At 60.0% G+C, this 26,040-nt stretch carries 26 protein-coding genes and 2 pseudogenes; 15 read left to right on the top strand and 13 right to left on the bottom strand.

Features of this window, described 5'->3' with window-relative positions; all coding sequences use genetic code 11:
* Window positions 1-51 precede the first annotated feature (51 nt).
* Genes fghA through RGR602_RS34215 form a run of 3 tightly spaced genes read left to right on the top strand, consistent with a single transcriptional unit; the run spans window position 52 to window position 1,759 of the window.
* On the top strand, window positions 52-888 hold the full coding sequence (fghA, locus tag RGR602_RS34225; protein WP_040116309.1) for an S-formylglutathione hydrolase: 837 nt from the start codon (window positions 52-54) through the stop codon (window positions 886-888).
* Window positions 889-948: 60 nt separating this feature from the next.
* Entirely contained in the window at window positions 949-1,521 is a 573-nt protein-coding gene (gene gfa, locus RGR602_RS34220; protein WP_040116308.1) for an S-(hydroxymethyl)glutathione synthase, read from the top strand.
* A 28-nt stretch (window positions 1,522-1,549) separates the two neighbouring features.
* Window positions 1,550-1,759, top strand: coding sequence for a LysR substrate-binding domain-containing protein (locus RGR602_RS34215; protein ID WP_040116307.1), 210 nt, complete (start codon window positions 1,550-1,552; stop codon window positions 1,757-1,759).
* A 382-nt stretch (window positions 1,760-2,141) separates the two neighbouring features.
* Here the strand turns inward: RGR602_RS34215 and RGR602_RS34210 are convergent, their stop codons facing one another.
* The 4 genes from RGR602_RS34210 to RGR602_RS34190 form a co-directional block, all read right to left on the bottom strand.
* A complete protein-coding gene (locus tag RGR602_RS34210) occupies window positions 2,142-3,131 on the bottom strand; it encodes an MBL fold metallo-hydrolase (RefSeq protein ID WP_052451898.1) in 990 nt (329 codons plus the stop codon).
* Window positions 3,132-4,084: 953 nt separating this feature from the next.
* Complete coding sequence (locus RGR602_RS34200) at window positions 4,085-4,267, bottom strand: hypothetical protein (protein ID WP_052451897.1); 183 nt, start codon at window positions 4,265-4,267, stop codon at window positions 4,085-4,087.
* An 82-nt stretch (window positions 4,268-4,349) separates the two neighbouring features.
* Complete coding sequence (locus RGR602_RS34195) at window positions 4,350-4,928, bottom strand: PIN domain-containing protein (protein ID WP_040116305.1); 579 nt, start codon at window positions 4,926-4,928, stop codon at window positions 4,350-4,352.
* Complete coding sequence (locus RGR602_RS34190) at window positions 4,918-5,364, bottom strand: helix-turn-helix domain-containing protein (protein WP_040116304.1); 447 nt, start codon at window positions 5,362-5,364, stop codon at window positions 4,918-4,920. The genes RGR602_RS34195 and RGR602_RS34190 overlap by 11 nt, the downstream gene beginning before the upstream one ends.
* Window positions 5,365-6,130: 766 nt before the next feature.
* Between RGR602_RS34190 and RGR602_RS34180 the strand changes: the two are divergent.
* The 5 genes and pseudogenes from RGR602_RS34180 to RGR602_RS34160 form a co-directional block, all read left to right on the top strand.
* Window positions 6,131-6,409, top strand: a pseudogene (locus RGR602_RS34180) (transposase); the annotation flags it as partial.
* Between the two features lie 298 nt (window positions 6,410-6,707).
* Complete coding sequence (locus RGR602_RS34175) at window positions 6,708-7,661, top strand: sugar ABC transporter substrate-binding protein (RefSeq protein WP_040116302.1); 954 nt, start codon at window positions 6,708-6,710, stop codon at window positions 7,659-7,661.
* Between the two features lie 46 nt (window positions 7,662-7,707).
* Window positions 7,708-8,820, top strand: a complete 1,113-nt coding sequence (locus RGR602_RS34170) for an ABC transporter permease (RefSeq protein WP_040116301.1) — start codon at window positions 7,708-7,710, stop codon at window positions 8,818-8,820.
* Entirely contained in the window at window positions 8,820-9,599 is a 780-nt protein-coding gene (locus RGR602_RS34165; protein WP_040116300.1) for an ATP-binding cassette domain-containing protein, read from the top strand. Before RGR602_RS34170 ends, RGR602_RS34165 begins: the two co-directional genes overlap by 1 nt.
* Before the next feature lie 191 nt (window positions 9,600-9,790).
* A complete protein-coding gene (locus RGR602_RS34160; protein ID WP_040116299.1) occupies window positions 9,791-10,882 on the top strand; it encodes a Gfo/Idh/MocA family protein in 1,092 nt (363 codons plus the stop codon).
* Between the two features lie 515 nt (window positions 10,883-11,397).
* Here RGR602_RS34160 and RGR602_RS34155 read toward each other — a convergent pair.
* Genes RGR602_RS34155 through RGR602_RS34125 form a run of 7 tightly spaced genes read right to left on the bottom strand, consistent with a single transcriptional unit; the run spans window position 11,398 to window position 17,030 of the window.
* Window positions 11,398-12,468, bottom strand: a complete 1,071-nt coding sequence (locus RGR602_RS34155; protein WP_040116298.1) for a zinc-binding dehydrogenase — start codon at window positions 12,466-12,468, stop codon at window positions 11,398-11,400.
* Window positions 12,465-13,715 carry an MFS transporter gene (locus tag RGR602_RS34150; RefSeq protein WP_082046755.1) on the bottom strand — a complete coding sequence of 417 codons (1,251 nt, stop codon included), beginning with the start codon at window positions 13,713-13,715 and terminating at the stop codon, window positions 12,465-12,467. Before RGR602_RS34150 ends, RGR602_RS34155 begins: the two co-directional genes overlap by 4 nt.
* Window positions 13,687-14,487 carry an SDR family NAD(P)-dependent oxidoreductase gene (locus RGR602_RS34145; protein ID WP_040116297.1) on the bottom strand — a complete coding sequence of 267 codons (801 nt, stop codon included), beginning with the start codon at window positions 14,485-14,487 and terminating at the stop codon, window positions 13,687-13,689. Before RGR602_RS34145 ends, RGR602_RS34150 begins: the two co-directional genes overlap by 29 nt.
* 25 nt (window positions 14,488-14,512) lie before the next feature.
* The gene (locus RGR602_RS34140) at window positions 14,513-15,298 is read right to left on the bottom strand and encodes an SDR family NAD(P)-dependent oxidoreductase (protein WP_052451895.1); all 786 of its coding nucleotides are present in this window, start codon (window positions 15,296-15,298) and stop codon (window positions 14,513-14,515) included.
* A gap of 4 nt (window positions 15,299-15,302) precedes the next feature.
* Window positions 15,303-16,379 carry a maleylacetate reductase gene (locus RGR602_RS34135; protein WP_040116296.1) on the bottom strand — a complete coding sequence of 359 codons (1,077 nt, stop codon included), beginning with the start codon at window positions 16,377-16,379 and terminating at the stop codon, window positions 15,303-15,305.
* Between the two features lie 4 nt (window positions 16,380-16,383).
* On the bottom strand, window positions 16,384-16,671 hold the full coding sequence (locus RGR602_RS34130; RefSeq protein WP_040116295.1) for a YciI family protein: 288 nt from the start codon (window positions 16,669-16,671) through the stop codon (window positions 16,384-16,386).
* Between the two features lie 2 nt (window positions 16,672-16,673).
* Window positions 16,674-17,030: a Dabb family protein gene (locus tag RGR602_RS34125; protein WP_223844105.1), complete on the bottom strand. Its 357-nt coding sequence runs from the start codon at window positions 17,028-17,030 to the stop codon at window positions 16,674-16,676.
* 89 nt (window positions 17,031-17,119) lie between these two features.
* On the opposite strand from RGR602_RS34125, the gene RGR602_RS34120 reads away from it, so the two are divergent.
* The 7 genes and pseudogenes from RGR602_RS34120 (at window position 17,120) to RGR602_RS34090 (ending at window position 23,780) form a co-directional block, all read left to right on the top strand.
* Window positions 17,120-18,052: a LysR family transcriptional regulator gene (locus RGR602_RS34120; protein WP_040116294.1), complete on the top strand. Its 933-nt coding sequence runs from the start codon at window positions 17,120-17,122 to the stop codon at window positions 18,050-18,052.
* Window positions 18,053-18,185: 133 nt separating this feature from the next.
* A complete protein-coding gene (locus RGR602_RS34115) occupies window positions 18,186-19,046 on the top strand; it encodes a sugar phosphate isomerase/epimerase family protein (protein WP_040116293.1) in 861 nt (286 codons plus the stop codon).
* A 173-nt stretch (window positions 19,047-19,219) separates the two neighbouring features.
* Window positions 19,220-20,059, top strand: coding sequence for an intradiol ring-cleavage dioxygenase (locus RGR602_RS34110; protein WP_040116292.1), 840 nt, complete (start codon window positions 19,220-19,222; stop codon window positions 20,057-20,059).
* Window positions 20,060-20,112: 53 nt separating this feature from the next.
* On the top strand, window positions 20,113-20,358 hold the full coding sequence (locus tag RGR602_RS34105) for a hypothetical protein (RefSeq protein ID WP_170250435.1): 246 nt from the start codon (window positions 20,113-20,115) through the stop codon (window positions 20,356-20,358).
* A 522-nt stretch (window positions 20,359-20,880) separates the two neighbouring features.
* Window positions 20,881-21,234 (top strand): annotated as a pseudogene (locus RGR602_RS36785) (hypothetical protein); the annotation flags it as partial.
* Window positions 21,235-22,043: 809 nt separating this feature from the next.
* Window positions 22,044-23,072, top strand: coding sequence for a four-carbon acid sugar kinase family protein (locus RGR602_RS34095; RefSeq protein WP_040116291.1), 1,029 nt, complete (start codon window positions 22,044-22,046; stop codon window positions 23,070-23,072).
* Window positions 23,073-23,075: 3 nt separating this feature from the next.
* Window positions 23,076-23,780: a FadR/GntR family transcriptional regulator gene (locus RGR602_RS34090; protein WP_027664892.1), complete on the top strand. Its 705-nt coding sequence runs from the start codon at window positions 23,076-23,078 to the stop codon at window positions 23,778-23,780.
* A 181-nt stretch (window positions 23,781-23,961) separates the two neighbouring features.
* Here RGR602_RS34090 and RGR602_RS34085 read toward each other — a convergent pair whose 3' ends face one another.
* On the bottom strand, window positions 23,962-25,083 hold the full coding sequence (locus tag RGR602_RS34085; protein WP_040116290.1) for an iron-containing alcohol dehydrogenase: 1,122 nt from the start codon (window positions 25,081-25,083) through the stop codon (window positions 23,962-23,964).
* Window positions 25,080-26,039 carry a 4-hydroxythreonine-4-phosphate dehydrogenase PdxA gene (gene pdxA / locus RGR602_RS34080; protein WP_040116289.1) on the bottom strand — a complete coding sequence of 320 codons (960 nt, stop codon included), beginning with the start codon at window positions 26,037-26,039 and terminating at the stop codon, window positions 25,080-25,082. The genes RGR602_RS34085 and pdxA overlap by 4 nt, the downstream gene beginning before the upstream one ends.
* Window position 26,040 lies beyond the last annotated feature (1 nt).

Below are 26,040 nucleotides of genomic sequence, written 5' to 3'. Positions count from 1 at the left end.
ACCGCTTCCGTGCGGACTGCGGCGCAACCGGAGGCAATTGAGGACTATGACATGAAGACAATTTCGCTCGAACGGTCGTATGGCGGAACCCAAGGTGTCTACGCCCATCGCTCCGACACCTGCAACTGCGATATGACCTTCGCCGTCTATCTGCCGCCGCAAGCGCAAGAGCGTCCGTGCCCGGTGGTCTGGTATCTGTCGGGACTGACCTGCACCCATGCCAATGTCATGGAAAAAGGCGAATACAGGCGGGCCGCTGCACTGCTGGGACTGATTGTCGTCTGTCCTGATACAGGCCCCAGAGGCGACGACGTACCGGACGATCCCGGCAATTGGCAGTTTGGAAGTGGCGCCGGCTTTTACCTCGACGCGACATGCCCGCCGTTCGATGTGAACTACCGCATGTATTCCTACGTCTCGGAGGAACTTCCCCATCTTATTGCGTCGGAATTCCCGGCGGACATGGACCGCCAGGGCGTGTTTGGACATTCCATGGGGGGCCATGGTGCGATTACGCTCGCCCTGAAGCATCCCGATCGCTTCCGCAGCTGCTCTGCATTCGCGCCAATTGCGAGGCCCACGGTGGCTGGGTGGTCTCGACCCGCCTTCGAGCGTTATCTCGGCACTGACGAAGGCGCCTGGCGGCAGTACGACAGTTGTGCGCTCATCGAAGATGGCTTCCGTTTTCCCGAGCTCCTCGTCGATCAGGGCGCGGCAGACGCGTTCCTCGAGGACGGGCTGCGTCCCTCTGAGCTGCAGAGAGCCTGCGAGCAAGCGGGCATTCGCCTGAACCTTCGGATGCAGGAGGGCTATGGCCATTCCTATTATTTCATTTCGACTTTCATGGAAGACCATTTGAAGCGGCACCCTGAGCGGTTCAACCGCTGATCTGCCGCAAAGCCGTCAGAAGGCCGGGCATGGTGTCCGGCAAAACCGAAGGAAGAAGCAATGGCAAATATCGGCATACACCCCCATCTCGATGGCGGATTGAAGAACGGTGCGGTGCCCTTTGCGGGAGGCACGCTGGTCTGCGAATGCACGAAGAATCCGGTGAAAGTGAAGATCATGGGCGATATCGCCCACAATCACGCCTGCGGCTGCACCAAGTGCTGGAAGCCAAAGGGCGCGGCCTTTTCGATCGTTGCAGTCGCTCCGTCTGAAAACGTTGAGGTGATCGAGAATGGCGACAAGCTTGCCGTCGTCGACGCCAATGCCCTCATCCAGCGGCATGCCTGCAAGGAATGCGGCGTTCACATGCATGGACCGGTCGAGCGCGAACATCCGTTCAAGGGTCTCTCGTTTCTGCATCCGGAGCGCTTCGAGGAAGAGCGCTGGGCGGCCCCTGGTTTTGCGGCATTCGTGTCTTCCATCATCGAGAGCGGTTCCGATCCGACGCAAATGGACACTGTCCGCGCTCGCCTTCGCGAGCTGAACCTCGAGCCTTACGATTGCCTCTCTCCCAGCTTGATGGATTACATCGCCACTTGGACGGCGAAGACGAACGGCGTTCTGGCAGCATAGATGATCAAGAGCCGGGCCGCCGCCAGGCATGCTCTTCGATCAGTTCGCGACGATGACACAAGACGCGATCTCCGGTCTCGGTGTCGCTCTTCTTCCGGATTATCTCGCCGGCAGTGAAATCGCCGAAGGACGGCTGGTGCCGATCTTGGAGAGATCGGTGCCTGGGTCGGGGGTCTATTGGTCGGTCTGGCCGCAATCGCGTGCCAATTATCCGCTGCTGGAGGCTTTCCGCGCCTGACTGACCACAGAAGTGCGTCGAGAATTCATCGAATTTTCGGAGCGGACTGGAGAACGCATGCAGGGTTCTTCGGCGGAGTGACTAAGCCTCGTTGCAATCCCGGAGGCCGCCAATGTGTCCAAGATTATGTTGCGGGCCTTCGACCGCTACAGGACGCAAACGCGACGATGGGCGCCCACAAAAGCAACGGATCCACCATAAAATCCTTCGCAAATCCAAGGTTCAGTGAATATGTCCGCAGGGGGCCGCACGCTCCGAGGTTTCCCGGAATCGCATGGCGCCCCAGCACTCTCTTCGCCTGATTCCTGGCGTCGGCAGGCCGGGCGCGCAACGATCGACTGTTTAAATTAGTCCGAAGAGCAATCCATCCTTGGCAGTCGCTTTATCGGGGCCATTCCGCCCCCTTCATCAAGATGGTCCTACCGCCTTGTCCGATTTGGAATTGCATCAGGTCTTCGCCGATCACGAGTTCTCCAGTATAGCTCTCACGCACTTGCGCGACGACTTCATCCCAACTCGGAAGACCATTCTTGCCCGGCAGCAATCCCTGATGAGAGAAGACGACAAGCTTAGCTGCGGACTCCGCAAAAACCTTTCCCGCCTCGCGCGGCGTCGTGTGGTGGTCAAGAATTTTCTGATAGACGGGATCGTCGAGCATATCCTGCGGGGACGCCGCGAACTCGTGGATCAATAAATCCGCGCCTTTCGCGTTTGCAACGACCTTCTCGTCGTATTTCGTGTCGCCGCTAAAGACGACGGAATGTCCGTTGTAGTCGATGCGATAGCCAAAAGCCGACTTAATCTTCTCCCCGTGGTTCACGGGAAAGGCGGTCACCCTCAGTCCGTTCTTCTCGAACACCAAGCCGGCCTCGATCTCGACCGCATTCACACCCATTGCTTCAGCCTTCAGTCCTTCGTCGGCGGAACGGATTGCGGAATCTGCGGCGAAGAACATCGAGAGGCCCCTAGACATCTCGGCGGTCCCTTTGGGTCCGTAGATGTTCAAGCCCGACTTTCTGCCGCCAATGAGCTTCCAACCCAGATAACCCGTCGCGAGGATATCCGGCAGGCCAGTGATGTGATCGGAATGGAGGTGTGTGAGAAAGATCGCCTCAATGGCTCCAGGCGACACGCCGGCTTGGAACAGGCGTATTCCAGCGCCCCTGCCACTGTCGATCATAATGTTCATGCCACCGGCCTGTACAAGATTTGCAAACCCGAACCGCCTGATGTTGAATGTGGGAGTGCCGGTTCCAAGTAAAGTGACTTTCAGGTCATCGTCGGTAGGTGCGGTTGACTGAGCCCACATGGGCGATCCGCTAGTAGCGAACGTGACGACCAAAGTCAGCGCGATGGCGATTCTTCTAAACATACTCTCCTCCTCCAATTACGACTTTTGAACGAGGTAGTCGCGGCCTCTTTTGTGAGTTTTTCTGTGAAGCAGAAGTCGTCGAACTGGTTTGTGTGTAGCGGTGTCCCAGGCTCTCCTCCACTTTCAGATACCAAGTAGTATTCATAAACCCAGCAGTATGTCAATGCGTCGCGCTCAATGAGGATGGCAGGACTCTCTATGCAGAGCTCGCATCCGCATGTTACGGGCGGCATTCCAATCGACGGGGTTGCGGATTTTCACGCTGAATCGAGAAGAGCGCCTGTCGCTCGGTCAACCGCTCGCTGCGCTTAATCTGCCGAGCCAATCCTGCGGCGACATAGTCCAAGGCACGTCGATAGAACCGAAAAGGCGCGAGATGTATAGGTATATCGTCGCCACCGCACTGGGAGAGCGGCCCAAAAGCGAGCAGGTGGGCTTTTGGTAACTGTCGAGTTCGTTCCTTGGCAGATCGATTCGGCACTTTGATATCGCCCATTGTTTGGAACCTGGAAATCCAGGCAGTTACCCCATGGGAGGTCAAACGAGCCTGAATGGCAGGCGCAACTGAGAAATCCAATAATGCAGTGAGCACTCGGTACTCGCGATTTGGCGCGAGGCTTATTGGCATGCCATCAGCTGAAAAGCCGACGGAAGTCTTGCCGAAACTGCCCAAACAGACGTCGGTGACCTTCTCTCGTCAGGCCAGTTATCGCTAAACCACCAGAGCCGCCGGCGCGAAGCGGGAATTGATGCGCTTAACTGCGTTTCGTCGATCTCTTCGATGCGGTCAGCGGCACACGCATATCAGGCCAAGACCGGGAGGCCGCAATCGGCGCCAGCAGCGGCGCTGACAGCCGCTACTCTGATCAGAGGCTTGCTTATGTCGCAGGCATCAAGGAGCTCGATCAAATCGGCAGATCACCGTTGCGATTTTCGATGGTCTCATCAGTCACTTATGTCCACAAACTTTCTGGCGTAAGAATATCAAACGGAACGATGCGTTGTTCGATAGAATGCGCGTCGCGGCGATCGATTAAGCGAAGCATGACGTCGACAAGCTCGGCTGGCATCTTGTCGAGGGGATGGCATAGCGACGCTGTGATCAACCCCTCGCTCAGTCCTTCGAGCGGCCGCATCCCCAGTTCCTCAGGTGGCATCGCGAGAACTGCTTTAAGCAATGAAGGCGACGACTGCGGCAAGTTGATCGGATCATCCGGATCAGTCCAGCGAGGTGATGTTCTGGCGGAGCATCCTTGCAAATTTCTTCAGCCCATTTTGCTGAAGCGCGTCGATGAAACCTTCAACCGTTGGCGTTGTCTTGCGCAGATTAAGCCGCGCAAGTCTGACACTCGAAAGAAGCGCCTCGGGAAACGTATTATGAAGGTCAGCCAGGAAATCATCTGGCGACTTGCTCGTCACGCCGTAAGGCCGCAGGTCTCGTCGCGGGAAATCCTTGAGGTTCCATGTGACGATGGTAGAAGCTTTTCCAACAATGGCAGCGGCGAGTACATGCCGATCGTCATGGTCAGCTAGTTTAAGATCCTCGATCAACGGACGATAATTCACCACGTCCGCCTCCGGGAGGACGGCCTTCATACGGTCGCGCGTGAGCTCCAGGCGTTCCATGGGCAAACCCGGAGTGTTAGCGGCGAGATTGCGCATCCACTCGCCGTGGATATCGTCGGTCCAGCGCGCCTCGACAAGGCCATCAAAGGCGCACTGGATCAGGACATTCCGCAGATGAAATGGATAGAGGACGCAGGCATCATAGACCGCGACAGGCGGTTTAGAGGCCATGGGTCTGGATCAGGTCCTCGGTATCTTCGGCAAGCGCGTCAACCGCCGCTTGACGGACGTCGAGCCTGGATTTCAGCCCGAGCACATCCTTTAGAAGAGCACGGCGGTGTTTGCCCACGTAGCGGAATGGCAGATCGCCCCGATCCATGCGCAGGACGACGAGGGGACGAGAGATGCCGAGAATAGCCGCCGCCTCGGTCGGGCTCAGTTCTTGATCTTCGGCCAGCACGGCAACACGTTCGCCGCGCAGCATGTGCGCCAAAAGCGCCTCAACTGCCGCGGCGGCCGAGGGCGGTATCGAGAGCGTCTGTTCCTTCCCGCCTTCATGACGAACATGAAGTTCCAGCCTGTCGCCTGCGCCCAGTTTCGGCAGAGGCGAGGCTGCCTTGCGATCGCGATCCGACAGTCCGGCGAAGTGAACGATTTGGCTGGCCATGGCGATATCTCCTGATATCGCCAATATAGTGCCCACAGCCGGTAACTGCAATAACTGAAAGTTTGCGAAATGCGATTGAGTTAAGGGATTTGGCCGTCTGACCGAAGCCGCTCAGAATTTCATCGCTAAATCAAATATCTAATCCATTGGACGGCGTCGCGATAGGTTCGAATCCTTTCAAGAGCTTCAGGATTTGCAGGTTATGCTTTCGATCGCACCATGTTCGATCGGTTCATCAAAAGGCCGCCTCCCAAGCAGAAGGTCGCCAGCAACTCCGACATCGCAATCTTCATAGAGAAACGAAATGCTGCAATCTGGAACATGCGGGTCTGTAGTTCGACTCCTTTCAAGGCGAGAGGGGGCAGCGTTGTGGTCGGGTCGAGGGCTATACCATCTTCGTCCGCTCCTGTGGTGATCAATGCGGCGCTCTGGATGACATTCCTCTGTCGCTGTGCCGTTCGGGTCAATCCCGGCACGGAACCGCGGAGGCTATCTCGATATCTTAATCGACCGTGCCTCCACTTACGTCGATAGCGCCGATGATCGCCCCATTCAGGAGACGGAGGAAATCATCTGCCACCGTTTGTGCGGCCTCCTTGCACGGTGTGCTGTACTGGCGCATTGTCTCTAAGGCTGCCTCAAAAAGATGTGATTGATTTCAACAGGTTATGACTCCTTCGGATTTGCGAGACTCGATGGAGAACACAATGGCCTGGACCAAAATCACCCGCCGGCAATATGCCGGTGCACAGCGCCCGACATTTAGGATCGCGACGGTGCTCCCGATCTCCTGAGAACCATCCGCCACAGGTGACCATGGTTGCTGCATGTCTTCGCCGATGGTGGCTATGCCGGCTCGGACGACGCGAAAGGCTTTGAGGTTCTGTCGCGTCGATGGGGGATCGAACGGAACTTCGCCTGGCTCGGCAGATGCCGCAGGTTGGCCAAGGACGTCGAACGCTCCATCGCATCATCCGAAGCGTGGATCATGATCGCCCACATCCGTCTGATCACACGACGGCTGGCAAGGTGTGGATATCGTTGAACGCTTTTCGAAACCGAATCTAAGGACGCTGACCGTTATAGCCAGTCTTACTCGTCTGACTTGGGGGTAGTAGCTGTGGATAGGGAGCGATCCCGTCGCCTCAGATGACCCGGCCGCCCGTTCAATCAGCGGAAGATTTTTGCAGCCAATGCAATAGTGTTTTGTTTCGCTCCCGGTTCATCCCGAGTGGATAGAAATGCATAACGTTGTCTCGGAGTTGGAGAAAAGAAGACGGTGATGCAGCCGCACCCGGCCAGCTGCCAAACAGACCGCTCTTGGTCACCATGAGGAGGAACATATGAAAAATCGTGTATTGAAGGCGGCGTTGCTTGCTGGTTTGGCTGTCTCGGCCACTCTGGGCTTTGCCGGAACTGCTCTGGCGGATGGGGAGAAATACGTTCTCATCCATCATTCGCCTGACAGTGAGACGTTCTGGAACACCGTGAAGAACGGTGCCAGCTTGGCCGCCGAAAATGTCGGAGCGACCGTGACCTTCCGCAACCCGCCGACCGGCGACCTGGCTGACATGGTGCGCATCATCCAGCAGACCGCCGCCGAAAAGCCGGACGGGATCATCGTCACTATTCCCGATGTCGAGACGGTCGGCGGCGCCATCGAAGACGCGGTTGCCAAGGGCATCCCCGTAGTCACGATGAACACCGGCACGGCAGAAGAATCCAAGAAGCTCGGCGCCCTGCTTCATGTCGGACAGCCCGAATTCGACGCAGGCAAGGGTGCCGGGGAGCGCGCGAAGGCCGCCGGCATCACTTCGTTTCTCTGCGTCAACAGCCTCTTCCCCAACATCGCGGGGCAGCAGCGTTGCGAGGGCTTTGCGGCAGGCCTGGGTGTGCCGCTCGGCGATCAGATGATCGACTCGGGTACCGACGCGACCGAAATCGCAAACCGTGTGAAGGCGTACCTTTCCAACCACCCGGATACGGGCGCTGTTCTGACTCTGGGGCCGATGACCGCCCTGCCGACGATCAAGGCGCTCAAGGATACCGGTTTGGCCGGCACGATCTTTTTTGCGACCTTCGACCTCACTCCGGAGATCTCGCAGGCGATCAAGGATGGCGTCATCAACTTCGCCATCGACCAGCAGCCGTTCCTTCAGGGCTATCTGCCGGTGATCACCCTCACCAACGACCTTCGCTACGGCGTCCTGCAGGCGAACTCGGTGTTGTCCGGTCCCGGCTTCGTGACCAAGGACAACCTGGCTCTCGTCGAGTCGCTCGCCGGCAAATACCGGTAAGCGAACGACCTCCGTTTGGAACTTACGACAGCTTCAGGGTATCGCAATGACCACGACAATCGGCGCTGACGAGCGCGTTAAACACACGTCAACTGTCCGCCGGGCGCTCGTCCGTCCCGAGCTTGGAGCCATGGGCGGCACCATCGCGGTGTTCGCATTCTTCATCATCCTTGCCGGCAACACGCAGATGTTCGCCTTGGACGGGATCATGAACTGGAGCACCGTTTCGGCGCAATTCGTCGTCCTCGCTGTCGGCGTCTCGCTGCTGATGATCACCGGCGAGTTCGATCTCTCGCTAGGTTCGATGGTCGGCTTCTCCGGCATGATGTTCGGTCTGCTGGCTGTCTATGTTGGCTTGCCTGCGTGGGCGGCCATAGGCGTCACCGTACTAGCTTGCGGTCTGATCGGGGCGATCAATGGCCTGCTGGTCATTCGGACCGGACTGCCTTCGTTTATCGTCACGCTGGCCTTCATGTTCATTTTGCGCGGCTTGACGATCTGGAGCGCGATCACCTTCAATAAGCAGCCGGTCGTGTCGGGGATTGCCGATATCTCCGCAGGTGATCCCGTAGCCTGGCTTTTTGGCGGCAAGGCACTCGGAGCGCTGTTCGCATGGCTCGGAGAGCAGGGGTGGATTGCGACCTATACCCGCGGCACCCGAATGGGACAGCCGATCGTTGACGGCATCCCGATGTTGATCATTTGGGCTATCGTTATGGTGATCGTCGGCCAGTGGGTGCTCACCAGGACTAGGTTCGGTAACTGGATCTATGCGGCCGGTGGCGACCCTCAGGCTGCGCGGTATATCGGCGTACCTGTCGCCCGCGTAAAGGTGGCGATGTTCATCGTTGCGGCGTTGTGCGCCACGCTCTTGGGAATTTCCCAGGCGGTGGAGTTCGGCTCGGCTGCCTCCGACCGGGGCATGATGAAGGAGTTCGAGGCAATCATTTGCGTGGTCATTGGGGGTGCTTTGTTAACGGGCGGATATGGCTCCGTTATTGGCGCCGCGCTGGGGGCCGTCATCTTCGGCGTCGTGCAGCAGGGTCTGTTCTTTACCAATGTCGAGAGTTCCCTGTTCCGGGTATTTCTCGGATCGATCCTCCTCGCCGCCGTTATCGCCAACACTTACATCCGCCGCGCGATCACCGGAGAGCGATGATGTCCGCACCAATTCTTGAAATGACCGATATCCAGAAGCACTTCGGTCACATTATTGCCCTCTCGGGCGTGTCCTTCGATGTCAAGGCAGGCGAGTGTCACTGCCTGCTCGGCGATAATGGCGCGGGCAAATCGACGTTCATCAAGACGATGTCCGGTGTACATGCTCCCACGCACGGCGAGATGAAAGTTGAAGGCGAGCCGGTCCACTTCACCAGCCCCCGGGCGGCGCTGGCCGCGGGAATCGCAACGGTCTACCAGGACCTGGCAATGATCCCGCTGATGAGCGTGAGCCGCAATTTCTGGCTTGGCCGCGAACCCGAAACCGGCTTTGGCCCTTTCAAACGGATCGACTTCAAGAAGGCCGATGCAATCACGTTCGAACAGATGCGCGAAATGGGCATCAACCTGCGTGAGCCCGGACAAGCCGTCGGGACGCTCTCGGGCGGCGAGCGTCAGACGGTGGCAATCGCTCGCGCGGTCTATTTCGGCGCCAAGGTTCTCATTTTGGATGAGCCGACATCTGCCCTAGGCGTGCGTCAGACGGCCAATGTCCTGTCGACCATCGACCGTGTGCGGAAGAAGGGGGTAGGGGTGGTGTTCATCACCCACAACGTCCGACATGCCCTTGCTGTCGGCGATCGCTTTACCGTCCTCAATCGTGGCAAGACCCTCGGCACGGCCGATCGCGGCCATATTTCCTCCGAGGAGCTTCAAAGCCTGATGGCAGGCGGGCAGGAGCTCGCCGAGCTCGAAGCCTCGCTCGGAAAGACGGTGTAGCGTTTCCGATCGAAATGCCCGACCGAGGGAAAAACACCATACGGTTGAGGCATAGCTGGCGAGGTGGATGACATCGCTCGTCACCTCGTCGAGGGTGCAGTTCAACAAGGTTTGACCGCCCCCGAAGATTTGCGGGTTTTTGGAAGGGATGACCGTCAGTGGCGCCATTCCGTCGTTTCAGGGAGAAGGAAATGACCTACGCGATCGGCGAAAGTGCTGAATTTGGTATCGCCTGCCTGGGCATCACGCATCCGCACACCTCGGGACGCGTGAAGGCATTTCAGCGCATGCCCGGAGCTCGGCTGATGGGAGCGTACGACGACAGTCCGCTGCTCACCCCCTTCGTCGACGCTCTCGGGCTGGAAGCCAGAACAAAGGAAGCGATCCTCGCCGATCCCGGCGTCCACGCGGTCCTCGTGCATCCCAAGAGCCACAGCATGGCCAACCTGACCATCGAGGCGCTTGAGGCCGGCAAGGCCGTGTTGTGCGAGAAGCCAGCGGGACGGGGGTCTGCCGATACCGCCCGGATCGTCGAGGCCGTTGAGCGGACGGGCGGACTGTTCCAGGTTGGTTACTGTTGGCGTTTTGCTCCTTCGGTGGACAAGATGCAGGAGGTTCTTTCGAGCGGCCGGCTCGGCAAGGTGCTGCAGGTGAGGGCGCATGCGGGCTGCTCGCACAATGAAGCCGCCACGCCGCACATGAACCAGCCCGGAGATATTGGCGGCGCAATGTTCGTTATTGCCTGCCACCTGATCGATCGGATTCTGCTCCACTTCGGCGTGCCCCAAAGCGTGAACGCGCGGATTACAAAATTCGCATCGGCTTTCGGGAGCAACTCCCGCGAGGACGCCGGCGGTGCGATCCTCAATTATGCCGACAAGCTCGTCACCGTCGACTTCATGTCGTGGGATCCTCTGTCCTGGACCGAAAGCTGGGATCTGTCGGCATATGGAACGGAGGGCATCATGCACTCTTGTCCCTTGCCCTCGTCCTACAAGATCTATGACAGTGGCAGGAACGGGTTCCAGCAGGGTTGGACGGAGTGGCGTGAGACGAGCTTTCCGGAAATCTGGGCCACCAAGAAGACCGTGTACTCGCCGGAGATCGCAGAGATCGGCAACCCGATCTACTTCGACCGGGAGGCAGCAGCTTTCGTCGGGTCGCTGAGGTCTGGGTCGGCCGCGGCCGTTTCGGCGACACAGGCGCACAACGTGAACCACTTGCTCGAGGCCCTGTTCAAGTCGTCCGCTCTGTCCGGCGCCGAAGTGGAGGTCGCCGTCTGAGTCCAACAATTACCAAGCCCGGGGTCTTCGGCATCGGGCTTGTGTGGTGCACCAGGCCGTGGCGCGGAGCGCCGTGATCGGGCTGCCTTCTCATCATCGATTTCGTGCCGTTCGCGAGCGCAAAGTCGAAAGGAGAAGCCACATTCGACTTCGTTTTGAAACCTATTTAGCTCGCGTCCTCCCAGGCGCATCAGCGAGGCAGCACCCCTCGGGGGGCGTGCAGCCTCGCTCTTTTTTGGGGAGTTTGAGCATCGTCCTATGGACAGGTTCTCCGCTGCTCCGAACGCGCATGCGAAACTGACCGTACAGTCTTGCCGGGCCGAAATTTGTACCTTTGATTTCTGGCCGGAAAACGCTACCGAAGCTGCTAAGCACTCTGTCTGGAAAGGCGAAAGAGTTCACGGATCAGCACCGTTATTTTGATAGGAGTCGTGAGCGGTCTCTTCAACCGTGTCATGGCTAGGAACCATTCAGGTGTGCCGCAGCGACAGCGGCACACCCCGGCGTCATTTCATCTAGGCGTTCAGTTGCACGAGGATCTTCATCTTGATGCCGGACGGATCGAGGAGGGGCTGGAATCCCTTCTCGATGATATCGTCGACGGAGATCGTTTCGTCGATCAGGCGCTCTACAGGCAGGCGTCCGCTCTCGATCATCGAGTAGATCCTTGGCCACAGCGTCGTCGGATAACACAGGGACCCCTGCAGACGAATGTCGCGGGTGATGAGGTCGAACGGAGTGAACTCCACCTTCGCATTTGTGAGCCCAATAAGGACCACCGTCGCCTGCGGGCGGACCGCCTTGATGCAATCGGTTATGGCGCGAGGATTGCCTGCACACTCGATGGCGGCATCGAAGCCGAGGCCTTCGAACGTGTTGTCGCGGGCGAACTGCCCAAGCGAAACTGCGGTGGGATCCACCGTGACGACCGTGATACCAAGGTTCTCGATGCGCTCGCGCCGGGTAGCGTTGGGTTCGCTCACGACGATCTTGCCGGCGCCAGCGACGTGCGCCGCCATGACGGCGAGGGCGCCGATCGGGCCGCCGCCGGTGATCAGGATCGCCCCCCCAGGCTCCAGGCCGCTTCTGTCGATGGCCGTCACCGCAACCGCAGCAGGCTCGACCATTGCACCCTGTTCGTAGCTCAGCCCGTCCGGCATTTTCACCGTGGCGTAGGCCTTCATGACCGCATAATCGGCAAAGCCACCCCAGTTCCAGGTCAGGCCGGTGGCAGCGCCCCGCGTCCCCAGGAAATGCAGGCCGCGTACCCCGAAGTATCCGTCGGCCGGTCCCATGTGGGGCTGGATCGCAACACGGTCGCCAGGACGCAGGTGTTTGACGTCTGCGCCGACAGCTTCGATCTCGCCGCTGAGTTCATGCCCCAGGATCGCCGGGATGGAGGCCCCGGAAAAGGCGTTCGGCACGTCCGAGATGAAATGTGGGCCATCGGCGAACTCATGCAGGTCGGTACCGCAAATGCCGCAGAACTTGTTCCGAACGAGCACCTCGTCCGGTTGGAGCGCCATTGGCTTGTCGATATCTTCGACACGTACATCGCCTTTGGCATAGAAACGAGCTGCTTTCATTTCGAGGTTCCTCCTACAATAGTGGTCGACCGCCTGGCCGTGGAAATCAAATGAAGCACCAGCGCCGCGGCTGGACCAGCAGCGCCGGCAACCACCACTCCAAGCCAACCCTGGCTCTCGAACGCCCAGACGCCTACGCTCGCACCAAGTGCGCCCCCGACAAAGAACATTGCCATAAACAGCCCGTTGAGACGGGAGCGCTGTTCGGGATGAGCAGAGAAAAGTTCACGCTGGCTCATCACCAGAGAGACCGGCACGGCGCCGTCGAGCACGATTGCCCCAAGCGTCAGGACGATGACACCGATTGCGCCGCCGGATGCACCGAATGCCACGATGACCCAGGCCAGAACCCCGACCGCGAGGGCGATCGTCGTACCGGGAATGATGAGTCCGCGATCGGCAATCTTGCCGGCAACGGGAGACATGGCGGCGCCGCTCGCTCCCGCGAGCGCGATCAGACTGACCTGCAAATGGTTCATTCCATAAGCCGACCCGAACAACAGCAAGGGTAGCGCGGTCCAGAAGAGCGTATAGGAGTAGAACATGAGGAACTGGTAGGCCGCGCGACGCTGCAATAGCCGGTTGTTCGTGGCCGCAGAGAACAGGGATCGGATGATGCCGGCATAGTTTGTCGTACTGTCCGGCTTCCGAGGCGGCATGCGCCGCCAGATCGAAACGGCCGCGAGGACGCAGACGACCGCCGCCAGCCCGAAGACCGATCGCCATCCGAGCGCGCCGGCGATCAGCGCGGAGACGGGCCGGGACAACATTATGCCGGTCAGGATCCCCGCCATAACCCGCCCGACAACCACGCCTTGTCGCTGCGGGTCCGCCAGAGCCGCAGCGTAGGGCAGAAGAATTTGCACCGATACCGAACCAACGCCGAGCCCGATGGATGCCAGCAGAAAAACGATGTGCGATTTCGTGACGGCCATTGTCACGGCCGCGATGAAGCCGATGGCCAGCACCGAAAGCGCCAGTCGGCGGTTCTCGAGGATGTCTCCGAGAGGGACGAGCAGCAGCAAGCCGCAGCAGTAGCCCAGCTGGGTAAGGGTGACGATCAGGCCTGCCCGCTCGGGTGACAGGCCTAGAGCGGCGCCGATTTCGCCGACCACAGGCTGCGCGAAATATAGGTTGGCGACGATCGCGCCGCAGACGCCCGCGATGATGAACTCGAGACCGCCCGCGATTCGAGCGGCCGAACCAGAGGGGGTCATGTCAGACGATGGAGCGGACAGAGCCGCCATCGACGCCCCAGACGGAGGACGTCACATAGGACGCCAGATCGGAAGCCAGGAACACGACGACGTTGGCGACCTCTTCCGGAGTGCCGAGGCGCTGCAACGGCAGCTGGCGAAGCTTCATCTCGTGCTCGACGGCAGCATGCGGTTCCATCTTGTGATACTTGCCCATGGTCTCGGCGAACCCGCCGGGCTTGTCCCAGAAGGGCGACCAGATGGGACCGGGCGCCACTGCGTTGACGCGGATCTTGGGTGCTTCTGCGCGAGCCAACGCCTTGGTCAGGGCGAGAATCGCAGCCTTGGAAACAGAGTAGTCAACGGGAACCGGTTCGGGCTGGCGGGCGAGATCCGAAGCGTTGTTGATGATCACGCCACCATTTTCGCGGAGGATCGGCAGCGCCTTCCGGATTGCCCGAACGTAGCTCATGAAGTTGAGCGACAGGGTCGACTGCCAGGCATCATCGTCGACGTCGTCGAAGCTGCGAACCGCGCCGGCGCCGACATTGTTGACGAGTATGTCGACATGGCCGTCGAGCGCCTCCAAAAGCTCGCTCATGCCGCCATCGACGCCATTCGCGGTCGAAAGATCCGCCTCCGCGGTTATCGCCGCGCCATCGTGCTGCCGTACCCGTCCGGCCACTTCGTCGAGGCCTTTGGCGTCGATATCGAGAAGGCCAACAATCGCGCCCTCCTTGGCGAAGGCGAGAGCTGTAGCGCGCCCGATACCGTTGGCCGCCCCGGTGATTATGACCTTCTTGCCGCTGAGCCCAGATTCCATTTTTTCCTCCTATAAAAAATAGCTCTCAGACTGAGGCGCCTTCGGCGCCGGTCCGGAAGTCGAAGCCGGTGGTCAGCCCGCCGTCAGCAATGATGTCCGCACCCAGCAATGCGGACGCCCCGTCGGACAGAAGGAAGAGAGCTGCACGCGCAACTTCCTCGGCCTCCAGGATCCTCCCTTGCGGTTGTCGGTTGGCCCGCGTCGCGACAAACTTCTCGGTGTCGGTCGCGCTTTCGGCGTGGCGCTTGAAAAGTCCTGCCATCATGGGCCCGGGGCTCAACACATTGATGCGAACGCCCTTGCGGGCATGATCGAGAGCCGCCGTTCTTGCCAGTTGGCGAACCGCCGCCTTGGAGGCGTTGTAGATCGCGAGCTGCTGCTCGGCGAGGCTGGCATTGATCGACGCGACTGCGACAATGGATCCGCCGCCTGCCGCCTCCATGCGAGGGATGAGCGCCGCCATTCCGAGCGCCGTGCCAGTTAGGTTGACGGCCATCACCTTGTCGATGGTCGCCCGGCTCAAGCTGGGAACGGCGGCCACGTCGAGGATCGCCGCGCAGGACACAAGGCCCAGTGAGCCAGGGCCGGCGCTATCGATGGCCGAGGTCACGCGATCCCAGGTTTCGCTTTCGGCAATGGACGCGGTCACCTGCTGGTAGCCAGCCCGTCCTTCGAGCTCCGATGTCGCGGTGTCGACCCCGACAACGCGGCAGCCCTGGGCCAGCAAGAGCCGTCCCACATCGAGTCCGAGGCCGGACGCCGTGCCGGTGACAACAACAGTATCGGGAAGCGAGAATTGAATGGATGGCATAACCTTACTCCATAACCGGGGGGGAGCCGGCCCAAGCCCGCTGAAGCAAGCGTTCCAACGGCTCACCTTCGAGCGGACGCGGGTTCCAGTAGGGATTGGAAAGGGCGATCGAGCAGGCTTCCGAAATGCCGTCCTCCGGCATTCCGATATCCTTCAACGCTCTGCGCGCACCAACGGCGCCGGCGAGGTCGTAGAGCGCGAGGGCAGGGTTCTCGGAACCCAGAACGCCGCGAAGGCGGTCGATGACGTCGGGGATGGCCGATGCATTGTAGGCGAGGGCATGCGGTAAGACGATCGTGTGCGTCTCGGCATGGGGAAGATCGTAAGTACCGCCGAGTGTGTGACATAGCTTGTGGTGCAGCGACATGCCGACCGCGCCGAGGCAAACGCCGGCAAGCCATGCGCCATACAGAGCCTTGCGTCGAGCGTCCGTGTTACCTGGATCGAGGCTAATCGCCGGAAGCGCTCCAGCGAGAGCGGCGATCGACTCGCTCGCCATGAGGTCGATGATCGGGTTCTTATCCCTTGCGTAGAGAGCCTCGACGGCATGCGCGATTGCGTTGATGCCGCTCGTCCCTGAGAGCGATGCCGGCAGAGACATGGTCAGGTCAACGTCATAGATCACGACGTTCGGAAGGACCTTCGGCGTCGTGACGGTCTTCTTCACGCCATCCGCTGTTTCGCCGAGGATCGGGGTCATTTCGGAACCGGAATATGTCGTCGGAATGATGATCTGCGGAAGACCGGTGCGCAACGCCAGCGCCTTGCCCAGACCCGTGGTTGATCCACCGCCGGCGGCAAGGATCCCGTCAGCGCCAGTCTCCGCGGCGACCTTCATCGCTTCCTCTGTCACCGCGACAGGTGTGTGCATCGTGGCGCCGCTGAAGATACCGGCCGCCTTGTCTCCCAACCGGGAGGAGAGCGCCTCGGCCAGTTCCACCTGCTGGGGTGTGGACAGGACCAGCACTCGCTTGAGGTCAAGTCGTTCGACCTCGGACGGCAGGCTTTCGATCGTGCCTGTCCCGAAGACAACACGCGACGGGTTCGCGTTGTAGACAAAACGGTTCGATAGGCTCTGCATCTTCTTACTCCCGGTTGTCGACACGCAGGCTGAATGGATGGATGGAAATTGCCTTCCAGACATTGGCCTGATTGAAAGGGTCGGCCCTGTTGAAGGCTTCGACTTCTGCAACGCTCGAAGCATCAAAGACGAACAAGGAACCAATCATTGTGGTCCCGTCGGGAGCGAGAAGAGGACCGGAGATCACGGTCTTAACGCTTCCCGCCGCAAGGTATGCCCGGTGCGCAGCATAGTTTTCGAGGCGCCGCTCGAGGGCGTCCGGAAAATCGACACAGTGAACGGCAACGTGCATCGTCACTCTCCCGCGTTTGGTGTGTAATCAACCTGATAGCGCTGAACCCGAACCCCCTGGAGTTCATCACGGATTTTCAGATGCGCTGGGTGTTCCGCGTAAGCGGCGAGCGCCTCTGCATTCTCGAATTCCGTGTACAGCACCACGTCGCAAGCATAATCCACGCGGCTGAAATCGACGCCCACTTCGACGTGAAGAAGGCCCGGTACGACACCCCGCAGCGCTTCGAATTTCGTTTTCACGGCTTCGATGGACGCGGTCTTTTGCCCCGCGGGATCGGCGAGAAGGTTCCACATTACGATGTGCTTCACCCGAGCATCGTTTCGCATATCCATAGTTCGGTCCATCTCTTTCAGCATTCGAAACGTTTGGCTCGGCACATGTTCGCATTTGCTCTTCACGCGATGAACTGTAGATTTGCCAAAAGTCTTTTTCACTGGGGGCAAAAATGAGCGTCAGGAGTAAAGTCGACCGTTGGGCCGAGATCGAGTTTTTTGTAACCGTTGCTAGCGAACTCAGCATGACCCGTGCTGCTGATGTTCTCGGTGTCTCCGTGTCGAGCGTGAGCAGAAACCTCATGGCTCTCGAACGAAGGCTTGGAATCCGCTTGATTCAACGCTCGACCCGGAAATTGAGCCTGACGAGCGAAGGCGAACAGTTCTTCGTCAATGCCAAGGAACTGATGGCCAGCTGGGATGAAGCCGAAGCAGGCGTCGCGTCCAGAGCGCATGCTCCCACCGGCCGACTGAGGATCGGAGCATCGTTGTCGTTTTCATTGCTTCAGCTTATGCCCGTCGTGGAGCTGTTCCGGAACCGATACCCAAGTGTTCTGGTCGAAATAGTCGCATCAAACCGCTACTATGACATCATCGAAAACGGACTGGATCTGGCCATCCGATTGAGACGGGTAGAGGCTGACAGCTCGATCACCATCCGCAGGCTTGCAAGGTGTCGCCGATTGCTGGCGGCCTCTCCTGAATATCTGGAGCGGAAGGGCATCCCGCAACATCCAAACGACCTGCATCAACACGATCTTATTCTGTACACACTCGCCGATAACTGGAACGAACTGCACTTCAAAAAAGACGATCAGTCCGTGAAGGTCGAAGTCGACGGCATCATTAACGCAAACGACGGACAATTAATCCGCGAAGCAGCCCTGAAGGGCCTCGGGATATTGGCGCAGCCAACCTACATCATTCAAAATGACCTTGAGGCCGGGCGTCTGGTTCGCGTTCTGGATGACTGGCACCTGCCTGTATTGACCATGAATGCCGCCTTTCCGACGAAGGCGTTTCTCCCTGCCCGCACGAGGCTGTTCCTTGATTTTCTGGTCGAGCATTTCCGCACCCATGACTTCGAGGCGGTGTGGATGAGTTGAAGCAAGGTGCTTTTTGCGCCGGGTGCAACACAGTTTCCAAAGACCGGCGCTTTTTCCCAATGATGCCAGGGATGTATGACGGATCGATCACGCTGGGGTTTGCCAGCCTTGCCTATGTAAGAAAGGGACTATCATGGCCGCGGGTGTTGAACTCCTAATTTCGTATTTCGCCATATCTGGCGACGTTCACCCCTTTGGACCCACCGAAATCAGCCCGCTCCCGTTCAAGGATCGCGTGGAAGCTGCCGCGCGTGCCGGTTTCGTAGGCTTTGGCCTTCATCCTGACGACGTGACGGCGACGAGGGACCAGATCGGCTATGCCGAGATGCGCCGCATTATCGAGGCCAACGGGATCAAGTATCTCGAGATCGAGGCCGTCGTCGACTGGTACAAGACGGGCGAGGAGCGCGCCAAGGCCGACCTGCTTCGCGCCCAGATTTTCGAAGCGGTGAACGAGCTCGGCATGCGCGACATCAAGGCGCTTCCCGGCTTTGAGGGAGGCGAACCCAACATCGAATTGATGGGCGAAGAGTTCGGCAAGCTTTGCGACCAGGCGGCGGCCACCGGAACTGAGGTCGTCCTGGAAATCATGCCCTGGTCCAACGTCCGCACGATCGAAGCCGGCGTCGGCATCATGGAGGTCGCGAACCGGAACAACGGCGGCCTGCTGCTCGACATCTGGCACATGGCGCGCGGGAACATCCCTTACGCCGACATCAGCAAGATTCCGGCGCACTTCATCAAGGCCATCGAGATCGATGATGCTTTGCGGGAGCCGCCTGTTGAGAATATCTGGGATGACACTATCCATCACCGGATGCTTCCGGGCGAAGGGGAGCTGGACGTGCCGGCCTTCCTGCGCGCAGTAAAGGCCGCGGGCTATGATGGCGTCTATGGCACCGAAGTCCTTTCGGCGGACCACAGGAAGCGTGGTCTCGATGAAATGGCTCGCCGCGTTTTCGAGTCGTCCATGGCTCAATTCGCCAAGGTCTGAGGGCGCTCTGGTGCCCACAGCACGATCCACCGTGATCGTGCCGGCCGCCTTGGCGTCGCTTGCAGACACTTTGCCCGCTGCGGGTTCCGGAGTACGACTACACACCGCATTGGGCTGGACTAGCAACCCTCGCTTCCGCAGCATTTACTGACGAACGTTAGGGAGGACCGACCATGATCCACTATTTCTCAGAAGAAAGCTCGGTCGAAACGGTCAACGCCCGCATGGGTGGCGAGGTCTCGCCGCGCATGGCGGAGGTAATGGCTTGTCTGGTCAAGCACCTGCACGCCTTTGCGAAGGAAATCCACCTGACGCAGGCGGAATGGGAGATCGGCATCGACTTCCTGACCAAGACCGGAAAAATCTGCTCGGGCGAGCGCCAGGAATTCATCCTGCTTTCTGACGTGCTGGGCTTTTCCATGCTGGTCGACGCCATCAACAATCGCCGTCCCGCAGGGGCGACGGAGAACACTGTCTTCGGACCGTTTCACGTCGAGAATGCCCCCGTCCGTGAGATGGGCGAGAACATTTCTCTGGATGGGAAGGGCGAGCCCTGTTTATTCGAAGGTAAGGTGATCGACCTTCACGGTAACCCGATCGAAAGGGCATGCGTCGATGTCTGGTCAGACAATGCCGATGGCTTCTATGACGTGCAGCAGCCAGGCATCCAGCCCAAATGGAACAACCGTGGCCGCTTCCTCACCGGCGAAGACGGTGCCTATGCCTTCCGCGGAATCAAGCCGACCTCCTACCCGATCCCGAACGACGGGCCGGTTGGAAAAATGCTCGGTAAAATGGGGCGCCACCCCTATCGCCCCGCACACATGCATTTCCTTGTCACCGCGCCGGGCTTTCAGAAGCTGGTGACTCACACATTCGTCGGGGACGACAGCTATCTCGAAAGCGATGCGGTCTTCGGCGTGAAACAGACACTGATCGCGCCGTTCGAGCGGCTTGACGGGGCCGATACGCTGTGGCGGTCGCCATTCGATTTCGTGTTGACCCCGGTGTGAAGGACGCACCATCCCGAACTGACGAAACACTCTACCCCAGCGTACGCGAGCAGTTGGCGAAGACCTTGGGGCCGGTACGCGACATGCTGTGCCATGAACTTTCGGTCGATGTGCCCGCCTGCCAGTTCGCCATGCTGCCCGTGTACGCCGTGCTGGATCCGCGCGTCAACGTCGAGCTCTCGATCATGCCCCGGGCGGAGCGCACGCGTGACCTACTCATGTCTGTGTGCGCCAAGGTGGAGGAGGCCTTGGCGCAATCCGCTTGCGATGACACTAAGGCGCAGAATATTGCGGCCTGATCCGCTTTTGCTGACGCAACGCCTCGACCAGCTCGCCTATGTGTCGGTTGCGAGATTCAGCCGGTAGCGCGTCGCCTTGCGCTCGCCGGTGCGTAGCAATGCGCCCTTCTCGACCAGGTCGGCAAGGTCGCGGGTTATAGTCGAGGGCGGAGCGCCGGTGATCGTGGCGTAGTTGCCGGCGCTCAAACCCCCGGTGAAACATTCAGGCCCCTCGGCCAGCATGCGAAGAAGGACGTTCTCCTGTCGCTCGTTCAGCGCGCCACGCAGCCCGTCCATGAAGCGCGTCTTTTCGATCAGGAAGCGGACCAATTCGTCCGCTGACATCTGGGCTTCGAGCGCCCGATCCGCGAACCATGAGAGCCAGTCATCGATGACGAGCGTGGAGCTCGCCGCCTCCAGCATCGCGTAATAGTCCTTGCGGTGTCTCAGCAGCGATTTCGATAATGCGCTGAAAGTCGGGGTGGAGATCGCTCGTGCAAGTGCGTTTTCGGCGATCGCACGGCCGATACGGCCATTGCCGTCCTCCACTTCCAGCGCATCGTCGGTGCCTATGTCGGATCGGCCCACGGTGCCGGCCAGTTCTACTCCCGGGCCGTCACCGAGGCGCGTGACGCCACCGCCAAGGGATCTGCCGACGCCCGCGACGAGGATCTCGACGGTCCCGTCGGCTATGACAGCGCTGCCCAGCGCAAGCGCGAGTTCGCAGCCGACATGGGCGTCCATGCGCATGCGCTCCGGATGGCTGCCGAAGGCACTGTGGCCGCCTACGAGCAGATCGTAGGTGAAGCCTGGAAGCCTTTCGATCGTCCGATCGACAAACCCGGTGAGAGGCTCGACCGCAAGGCCGCCGCGGCGCAGATGTCGGCCTTCGATTGAGACCGACCTGGCGGAGCTTCGGCTCCCCTTCATCGTACCGGGAACAAGCCGTCACCTCACGGGCGGCGGCTTTCGTGTGTCGACATCGCGGTGAAGTCGCATCAGAAGAGGTGAACGAGAAAGAAATCGATGCGAGAGGCAGGCGCTATCGTGGCCCGTCCCTTCTGTCGCTCCTGCAATCGGCCCTCCGCGACGGGGCCGCGATGGGCGCGGCCTCCTCGAAAAAAACGGAGGTCTGGAACATGACCAGGAAATAGCACGACCCATGCCTCTGCGCGGAGGCACTTGGTGGGTAAATATATTCTTCGAAAGCGATATATTGGAGTATCGCAATATGAGTTTCACTGCTTCCTAACAAAAAGAAATGGGAACTAAGCGGTCGCAAATGGCGACCTGCTCTACGAAGCCGGCGAACCGGAACATCCCAATACTGTGATCGGGCCGAGCTTAATATTCGGAGCGCCGACGAGCTCGCTTGGTCACGATCGCCATTTCCTCACGGCTCTCTCGTTGGTGCCGTATCGCCGTGCAAGCGCAGCGGTTGAAGCTTCGGATAACGGTGGCTCTGCTCGAACGGTGTGCGTGGTCTTGGCGCTGCCCGTGAAGAAATTGCCCATAGAAACTCCCTCTGTGATCGCGACAAGAATACGCCATCACACCCCGGGACTAAAACGCCCAGTGTACGAGGGTGAGCATGGATATCTGCAGGTGCGAAAGCCGAGGGATATGTAATTCTCGACGCCGAAGGCGTTGACATTTAAGCGCCAGCCGTATGTATAAAGATTACAACATGGTGTGAGATGAAGTGAATGCTAGCGATCCTCGCAGACGATCTGACCGGCGCGCTAGACTCGGCAGCGCCGTTTGCCGGCCGGGGTCTCTACACGGAAGTTGCTCTTCATCAGGAAGCTATCGCCGACATCGTGAAGAGCGCCCCCGACGTCCTTTCAATTAACCTTGATACTCGTGAGATTAGTCCGGACGAAGCGCGGGCAGCTACCGCTGCCGTCGTCGCTCTGTTGCCGGCGGGAACGCGGTTGTTCAAGAAAGTCGACTCGCGGCTCAAGGGCAATATCGCCGCCGAACTTGACGCAATACCTTATTCTCGGGCCGTTGTTGCACCGGCAATTCCTCAATTTGATCGTTTCGTCGACGCCGGCAGAGTTACAGGTTTCGGTGTCGCTACGCCGATCGACATTGCCGACAGGCTTGGGGCGCATGCCGGTCGTGCGAGTGCGCCGGATACCCGTTCGTCCGCTGACATGGAGGCCGTTCTCCAGATTGCAGAAACCGACGGCACAGACCTATTGGTTGGCGCGCGTGGCCTTGCCGAAGCACTCGCGTGCCGGATGACGACGATGGCCAAGGCGCAAGCGGCAACCATCCCGGCCGGCCGGATCACCTTTGTGATCGGCTCGCGGGACCCGATCACGCTTGCGCAGGTCGAGCACTTGCGCATGAACTTGGCCTTACAATATTTGCCAGCCCCGAACGGTATCTTTAACGGATCCCCGGCAACCGATGCCGAATTAACGCTCCTTCAGGCGACGCCAGGCTCAGAAGGCGTGAGTCCGAAAGCCGTGGCGGATGCGTTGGCCGAGGGCGTGCTAGAATACCTTGTCCGCAATGACGGTACACTTCTTTTGTCTGGAGGAGCAACGGCGGAAGCAGTGCTGCGCCGACTTGGGCTGTCGCGAATGCGGCTGCATGGCGAATGCCTGCCGGGTCTCGGTCTAGTGTCCGCAAATGGACGTTGCATCATTGCCAAATCCGGCGGATTTGGTCAGCCGGACACGTTGAAGAACATTGCAGAAATGGTGCTGCGGAAGGCGGGTTGAGATATGGGACTGGAAACTGGAACCGTCCGAAGGGGGCTCGCCGATATCGTATTCGAACGCATGCTGCGCGCCATCAAGTCTGGTGCCTACAAGCCCGACGAGCGCCTGCCGACCGAACATGATCTTGCTGCAGAATTCGAGGTTTCTCGCCCGGTCATCCGCGAAGCGCTGAAACGCCTGCGGGACCAGAGCCTGATCTATTCGCGTCGCGGTGCCGGCAGCTTCGTCCGCTCGGTCGGCCTGCGAAATCCGCTCGGTTTCGGCCAGCTGGAAAATGTCGCCGACCTCCTCAACTGTTACGAGTTCCGCCTGACGATGGAACCAACAGCCGCCGCGGCCGCCGCAATCCGCCACGATGCCGACAGTCTGAAAGCGATCCGTCAGGCGCTGGAACTGCTGCGCGATGCCACGAACCGCCAATCGCATCGTGAGGACGCTGACTTCCAGTTCCATCTCGCCATCGCCCGCGCCGCGCAGAACAACTACTTCTCCACTGCCATGGAAGCGCTGAAGGACCACATTGCTGTCGGCATGAAGTTCCACGGCGCCTCGATCAAACGAGAAGCATCCGGCCTGTCCCGCGTGTTCGCCGAACATGAAGCGATTGCGACAGCCATCGCCAACCGCGACGAGGACGAAGCGCGACGCTTGATGCTGGAGCATCTGAAGGGCTCGCGTGAAAGGCTGTTCCAGTCGTCACATCAGTAGGGCGGTTGGCAGGTCCCCTCTGGCCTGTCGTCGCCCTTCGGCCCCATCACGAGGGGGCGGTCACCGCTTGCCTCAATTGGGCCTCGACTATTCGCCCAGATTAGCCCTCCAATACGATCCACTTCCCAAAAACAAAAAAGCGGCGCATCACTGCACCGCCTTCACCCTCAAGGCTGGCGTCTCAGAAGCTGGCCCGATATATTCCCAGAACGTCATCGACGCTCATATCGGCCGGGTTGTTGTCCATCAGGCGGCGGATGGCATGCGCATCCGCGGCAAAGCGCGGCAGGTCGGCTTCGGTCGCGCCGTGTTTCGCCAGTGACATCTCGATGCCGAGATCGGCACAGAAACCAATGGCCTCTGCGCGCAGGTTCGCCTGCGAAAGACCGTGACCGAGGCCCAGCGCCTGCGCCACCTCTGCGGTCTTTTCCTGCGCCACTGGCTCGTTGAAGGCGAGCACGTGCGGAAACACGATGGCATTGGCGAGCCCGTGTGGCAGGTGCAATAGCGTGCCGAGCGGATAGGCGATGGCATGACCCGCCGCCGTATTTACCGGGCCGAGGCAGATGCCCCCGTAATAGGACGCCAGCATCAGCCCCTCGCGGGCTTCGTGGTCGGATCCATCCCTCACAGCGCGGGCGAGATATTTGCCGACGAGGTGAAAGCCCATGCGGGCAAAGCCGTCGATCATCGGATGCGCGCGCTTGCTGGTAAATGCCTCGACGCAATGGGCCATGGCATCCACGCCGGTTGCAGCGGTCACGGCCGGCGGCACCGAATAGGTGAGTTCCGGGTCGAGCACGGCAAGATCGGCGATCAGATGCGGGCTTTCGACCGCAATCTTGGCGCCCTTGATCGGGTCGGTGATTAGCGAACGGATGCCCGCTTCCGAACCGGTGCCGGCCGTGGTGGCGATCTGCGCCAGACGCGTGCTGCGTCCTGCTACCTTGTTGGAGCCGGCGACATCGGCCAGCGTCTGCTCGCTGTCCCAAAGGGCAGCGAGCAGCTTGGCAACGTCCATGACGGAACCGCCACCGAGACCGACCACCAGATCCGGCGTTGCCGCACGCGCCGCTGCCAGCGCAGCGTCGAGCGTTGCAATCTCCGGCTCGCCGGGAATGGCATCGAACACGGCGACCTTGCCCGGCAGTTTCAGCCGGTCGACGAAGCCCGCGGTGATCGGCGTAGCGATCACCAGCGTCGAGGAAACCTCTCCGGCCCAGGTGCAGACCTCGCCGATCGTTCCGGCGCCGACGATAAGCCGTTTCGGCTGATGCAGGATGATGACGGGAACGCTGCTCATGCCTGCTCTCCTTTGCCGCCTGCAACCAGCTTGCGGGCGTAGGCGATGGCCGACAACATGTTACCGTGGTTGGCAACGCCCTTGCCGGCGATGTCGAAGGCGGTGCCATGATCGACTGAGGTGCGGTCGATCGTCAGGTCGACGGAGACGTTAACGGCTGTATCGAAGGCGACGAGCTTAATCGGGATATGGCCCTGGTCATGATATTGCGCGACAACGAGATCGAAGCCGCCGGAATAGGCCCGGTGGAACACCGTGTCGGCCGAGATCGGACCATAAGCATCGATGCCTTCGGCTCGGGCGGCGGCCACGGCCGGCGCGATCTGGTCGTCATCCTCGGTGCCGAACAAGCCGTTCTCGCCGCAATGCGGGTTGATGCCCGCAACCGCGATGCGCGGGCGCTCGTAACCGGTGCGCTTTAGGTGGTCGTTGCCGGCTTTGATGGTCGCCAGCACCCGCTCCTTGGTCGCGCGACGGATCGCCTCCTGCAGCGAGACGTGGGTGGAAACGTGGATGACCTTCAGCTTCTCGGACGCCAGCAGCATATAGGCGGCTGCCGATTTCGTCAGGCTGCGCAGCATGCCGGTATGGCCGTCGTAATGATGGCCGGCAAGGTTTAGCGCTTCCTTGTTGATTGGCGCGGTGACGATGCAGCCGATCACCCCAGCTTCGGCATCGCGGACCGCCTTTTCGATGAAACGGAAAGCCGCATCACCGGCGACCGGCGACAACTGGCCCCATGGCAGCGGTGCACCTTCGATCGGCAGATCAACGACATAGGGCGCAAGATCGATATCGACGTTCAGCGCCTTGCGGGCCGCTTCCAGCGTCGGCAGGTTGCCGTAGATGCGGGTGGCGGCACGGTCCGCGTCGCCCATTTCGGCCAGCGCCCGCACCGTGATTTCTGGTCCGACGCCGCACGGGTCGCCCATGGTGATGCCGATGATATTGCTCATG

This window comes from Rhizobium gallicum bv. gallicum R602sp, assembly GCF_000816845.1.
Classification (GTDB): Bacteria; Pseudomonadota; Alphaproteobacteria; order Rhizobiales; family Rhizobiaceae; genus Rhizobium; species Rhizobium gallicum.
This window is presented reverse-complemented; position numbering and strand designations above follow the sequence as displayed.

What these genes read in the sequence shown, in the direction of transcription:
- fghA (WP_040116309.1), top strand. Translation starts at nt 52, where the DNA reads ATGAAGACAATTTCGCTCGAACGGTCGTATGGCGGAACCCAAGGTGTC.
- RGR602_RS34120 (WP_040116294.1), top strand. Translation starts at nt 17,120, where the DNA reads ATGAGCGTCAGGAGTAAAGTCGACCGTTGGGCCGAGATCGAGTTTTTT.
- RGR602_RS34135 (WP_040116296.1), bottom strand. Translation starts at nt 16,379, where the DNA reads ATGCAGAGCCTATCGAACCGTTTTGTCTACAACGCGAACCCGTCGCGT.
- pdxA (WP_040116289.1), bottom strand. Translation starts at nt 26,039, where the DNA reads ATGAGCAATATCATCGGCATCACCATGGGCGACCCGTGCGGCGTCGGA.
- gfa (WP_040116308.1), top strand. Translation starts at nt 949, where the DNA reads ATGGCAAATATCGGCATACACCCCCATCTCGATGGCGGATTGAAGAAC.
- RGR602_RS34110 (WP_040116292.1), top strand. Translation starts at nt 19,220, where the DNA reads ATGATCCACTATTTCTCAGAAGAAAGCTCGGTCGAAACGGTCAACGCC.
- RGR602_RS34215 (WP_040116307.1), top strand. Translation starts at nt 1,550, where the DNA reads ATGCTCTTCGATCAGTTCGCGACGATGACACAAGACGCGATCTCCGGT.
- RGR602_RS34165 (WP_040116300.1), top strand. Translation starts at nt 8,820, where the DNA reads ATGTCCGCACCAATTCTTGAAATGACCGATATCCAGAAGCACTTCGGT.
- RGR602_RS34115 (WP_040116293.1), top strand. Translation starts at nt 18,186, where the DNA reads ATGGCCGCGGGTGTTGAACTCCTAATTTCGTATTTCGCCATATCTGGC.
- RGR602_RS34175 (WP_040116302.1), top strand. Translation starts at nt 6,708, where the DNA reads ATGAAAAATCGTGTATTGAAGGCGGCGTTGCTTGCTGGTTTGGCTGTC.
- RGR602_RS34090 (WP_027664892.1), top strand. Translation starts at nt 23,076, where the DNA reads ATGGGACTGGAAACTGGAACCGTCCGAAGGGGGCTCGCCGATATCGTA.
- RGR602_RS34160 (WP_040116299.1), top strand. Translation starts at nt 9,791, where the DNA reads ATGACCTACGCGATCGGCGAAAGTGCTGAATTTGGTATCGCCTGCCTG.
- RGR602_RS34085 (WP_040116290.1), bottom strand. Translation starts at nt 25,083, where the DNA reads ATGAGCAGCGTTCCCGTCATCATCCTGCATCAGCCGAAACGGCTTATC.
- RGR602_RS34170 (WP_040116301.1), top strand. Translation starts at nt 7,708, where the DNA reads ATGACCACGACAATCGGCGCTGACGAGCGCGTTAAACACACGTCAACT.
- RGR602_RS34125 (WP_223844105.1), bottom strand. Translation starts at nt 17,030, where the DNA reads ATGCTGAAAGAGATGGACCGAACTATGGATATGCGAAACGATGCTCGG.
- RGR602_RS34190 (WP_040116304.1), bottom strand. Translation starts at nt 5,364, where the DNA reads ATGGCCAGCCAAATCGTTCACTTCGCCGGACTGTCGGATCGCGATCGC.
- RGR602_RS34095 (WP_040116291.1), top strand. Translation starts at nt 22,044, where the DNA reads ATGCTAGCGATCCTCGCAGACGATCTGACCGGCGCGCTAGACTCGGCA.
- RGR602_RS34210 (WP_052451898.1), bottom strand. Translation starts at nt 3,131, where the DNA reads ATGTTTAGAAGAATCGCCATCGCGCTGACTTTGGTCGTCACGTTCGCT.
- RGR602_RS34145 (WP_040116297.1), bottom strand. Translation starts at nt 14,487, where the DNA reads ATGGAATCTGGGCTCAGCGGCAAGAAGGTCATAATCACCGGGGCGGCC.
- RGR602_RS34140 (WP_052451895.1), bottom strand. Translation starts at nt 15,298, where the DNA reads ATGCCATCCATTCAATTCTCGCTTCCCGATACTGTTGTTGTCACCGGC.
- RGR602_RS34195 (WP_040116305.1), bottom strand. Translation starts at nt 4,928, where the DNA reads ATGGCCTCTAAACCGCCTGTCGCGGTCTATGATGCCTGCGTCCTCTAT.
- RGR602_RS34155 (WP_040116298.1), bottom strand. Translation starts at nt 12,468, where the DNA reads ATGAAAGCAGCTCGTTTCTATGCCAAAGGCGATGTACGTGTCGAAGAT.
- RGR602_RS34150 (WP_082046755.1), bottom strand. Translation starts at nt 13,715, where the DNA reads ATGGCGGCTCTGTCCGCTCCATCGTCTGACATGACCCCCTCTGGTTCG.
- RGR602_RS34130 (WP_040116295.1), bottom strand. Translation starts at nt 16,671, where the DNA reads ATGCACGTTGCCGTTCACTGTGTCGATTTTCCGGACGCCCTCGAGCGG.
- RGR602_RS34200 (WP_052451897.1), bottom strand. Translation starts at nt 4,267, where the DNA reads ATGCGGCCGCTCGAAGGACTGAGCGAGGGGTTGATCACAGCGTCGCTA.